2 protein-coding genes are annotated in these 2,753 nt (G+C 73.7%); one reads left to right on the forward strand and one right to left on the reverse strand.

The window, feature by feature from the left end:
• Positions 1–168 precede the first annotated feature (168 nt).
• Positions 169–528 (reverse strand): helix-turn-helix transcriptional regulator, encoded by a 360-nt coding sequence (locus HV824_RS35410; protein WP_026114223.1) that lies wholly within the window; start codon positions 526–528, stop codon positions 169–171.
• Between the two features lie 421 nt (positions 529–949).
• Here HV824_RS35410 and HV824_RS35415 point away from each other — a divergent pair.
• Positions 950–2,753 (forward strand): HEAT repeat domain-containing protein (locus HV824_RS35415; protein WP_368738144.1); only part of this gene is annotated, 1,804 nt, incomplete at its 3' end.

The raw sequence follows: 2,753 nt of genomic DNA on the forward strand, positions 1-2,753 counted from the left end.
GGCGAGGGGCGGGCGGGGGTCATGAAGCATTCAGTACGCCCCCCCAGCAGCGGCTGCTTCACTCCACGCGCCAAGCGCTTGCGCCAGGGCGCAATCCGTCCGGCCCCTCACCACCCTTCAGGTCCCAGCCAGGGTCTCCACCGCCCCGGCCGGGTCCTCGCTGTACCGCTACGTCTCGAGCGCGTTCGCCACCTGCCCGAGCAGGCGCAGCCGCGGCGCGTCCAGCTTGCGCACCGTGCGCAGCAGCCGGCGGACCTCCGGGCGCTCGCGGTATTCCGGCGGGTCCTCCGCCAGCGTGGGCGCGCCTTCCACGCCTGCCATTCCCAGCAGCACGTCCGACGAGCAGTTGAGCACCAGGCACAGCTTGCGCAACGTGCGGACGCTGGGGAGCATGTGGCCGCGCTCCAGGCGGCCATACACCTCGGTGGCGATGCCAACGCGCTCGGCCACGTCGGCCTGGGTCAGCTCCAGCCGTTGTCGCGCCGCGCGGACCGCGTTTCCAATGAGGGTTGCCAGTCGTTGTTCCATGGCGTGCGGAAAACCTGTCGAAAAGAGGGCTTCGTCCCCCCGCATCCAGGCGGAGAGGCACCGGGGAGAAGTGACGGCCGTTGGCTGCCTCGTGGAACACAGATTACGAGTGGGGTCTGACATTCCGGGGCTTCCGGGAGGGCCCGCTGGAGCGTCCGGAATCGAGCGCTTCATCCCCTTGAGACGGAGGTGTCTCGCGCGGCCCCCGTAGGTGCTCTGAAGCCGAAAATTCGGCCTGGGCGGCGTTGTCAATGACGGCCCGGGGCGCGCTGAAAAAAGCCCTGGTGTTTCCGTGGTTTACGAAGTGAGGACGTCTGACGTAGGGTGGGCCCCCCGGTAGGTACCGGGAATCCGGTGCAAACCCCCGGTGACTCGGATCCGCAGGCCGCGCCGCGTGCCTCGCGGGGAGGCTGTTGAGGTCGTGAGCGACGAGCGTCCGGACGCGCTGCTCAAGAGCGCACTCGAAAAGATCGTCTACTTCGAGGCGCGTGCCCAACAGCTCCACAGCGAGCTGACTTCGACACGCGAGGAGATGGAGCACCTCAAGCGCGAGGTGGCCCAGACGCATCAGCGTGAGCTGGGCCTGCGCCGTGAGGTCGCCGAGCTGGAGGTCCGCGCGGGTCGGCTCCAGGCCGAACGCGAGGAGCTGGCCCGGCTCAACCAGGCCCTGCGCGGCGAGCGGAACCAGATGATGGACAAGCTGCTGGACGTGGGGCGCATCCGCGCCTCCTCCCAGGAGCGTGACGACGAGGACGACGACCTGGGGCTCGACCTGGCGTCGTTCATCTCCCAGCTTCGCAGCGAGGTGCTGCTGCGCGGTGAGGCGGGGCCGGTGGCCCGCGGGCTGGTGGTCCCCACGCGGCGCTCGTCGTTGCCGCTGCGTGAGACGGCGGCCAGTGTTCCCCTGACGCCAGCGCCGGTGAGCGAGCCGCCCGTGGCCGCTGTCGTCGAGCACGACGGCCTGTCTCCGGTGGCGCGTGAGGCGCAGCGCTTCCAGCAGGCGGGGCGGCTGGGGGTAAGCGCGGCGCAGCACGCGGAGCTGTCCTCGCACGCGGGGTTCGGCGGGACGACGGATGAGACGCTGTTCGGGTTCTCCGTCCGCGAGCTGTCCGCGCAGGATGGCGCGGCCCGGGTGCGCGCCGCGGAGCGACTGAAGGCGCTGTCTCAGCCGGCCGCCGCGCCCGCGCTGGCGTCGGCGCTGCACGCGGAGACGGATCCGACGGCGCAGGTGGCGCTGCTCCAGGCGTTCGCGTCGCTGTGCCAGGAAGAGGGCGCGTCGGTGGTGTCGCCGCTGCTCGCGTCGCCGGTGCCGGAGGTGCGCATCGCCGCGCTCAAGGCGCTCCTGACGCTGGCCCCGACGGACGCGGCGCCGCACCTGGCGCAGGCGATGAAGGATCCGGACCGCTCGGTGCGCCGCCGCGCGTCGCTGCTGGCGCTGGGCCTGGAAGGGGAGACGGCGCGGCGGCTGGGCGAGGAGGCCATCCACGACGCGGATCCGGAGGCGCGCGCGCTGGCCGCGCTGGCGCTCGGGGCGGGCGCCGGGGAGAACGCGCGCACGCTGCTGCTGGGCGCCCTGGGTGACCGTGAGCAGCGCGTGCGCAAGGCGGCCGCGCAGAGCCTGTCGCGCATCCTGGGGCAGGACGTGTCGTCGGTGGTGGCCCTGGACGAGACGCACCGCCGCCGGGAGATCCGCCGGCTGGCGACGCTGCCCGTGAAGCCCGTGCGGGCGCGGCTGGAGCAGCCTCGTCCGGTGGCGGCTTCGGTGCAGGCGGTCGCGTCGGCAGTGGCTGTCGCCGCGGTGGTTCAGGCGCCGGTGGCGGCGGTCGAGCAGCCCGCCCTCGCGGTTGCGGCCGTGGGCGCCGCGAATCGGCAGGTGGTGACTGTCGGGCTCGCGCAGGGCGCTGGTCCGGTGGGGCCTGCGCAGGCGCGAGTGAGCCCCGCGGGAGCGCCGGTGGTCTCCACGCCCGCGCCGACTCAGCAGGCCGCGGCCCCCGTGCAGCGTTCTTCCGTGCCGACGCCGCAGGCCGCCACTCCAGCGCAGCGTCCGCCCGCGCCGGCTCCGCAGACCGCCGCCTCGGCGCAGCGTCAGCCCGTGCCGGCTCCGCAGGCCACCCCAGGCGACTCCAGTCCCGCGCAGGCTCCGCGCGCCCCGGCCGCTCGCCTGTCCCCCGTCCAGGCGGCCCTGGTGGCCATGGGCGCGGTGCCCGGGCAGGCCGCCCCCGCGC

It is taken from the genome of Myxococcus sp. AM009, from assembly GCF_013372605.1.
Lineage (GTDB): Bacteria > Myxococcota > Myxococcia > Myxococcales > Myxococcaceae > Myxococcus > Myxococcus vastator.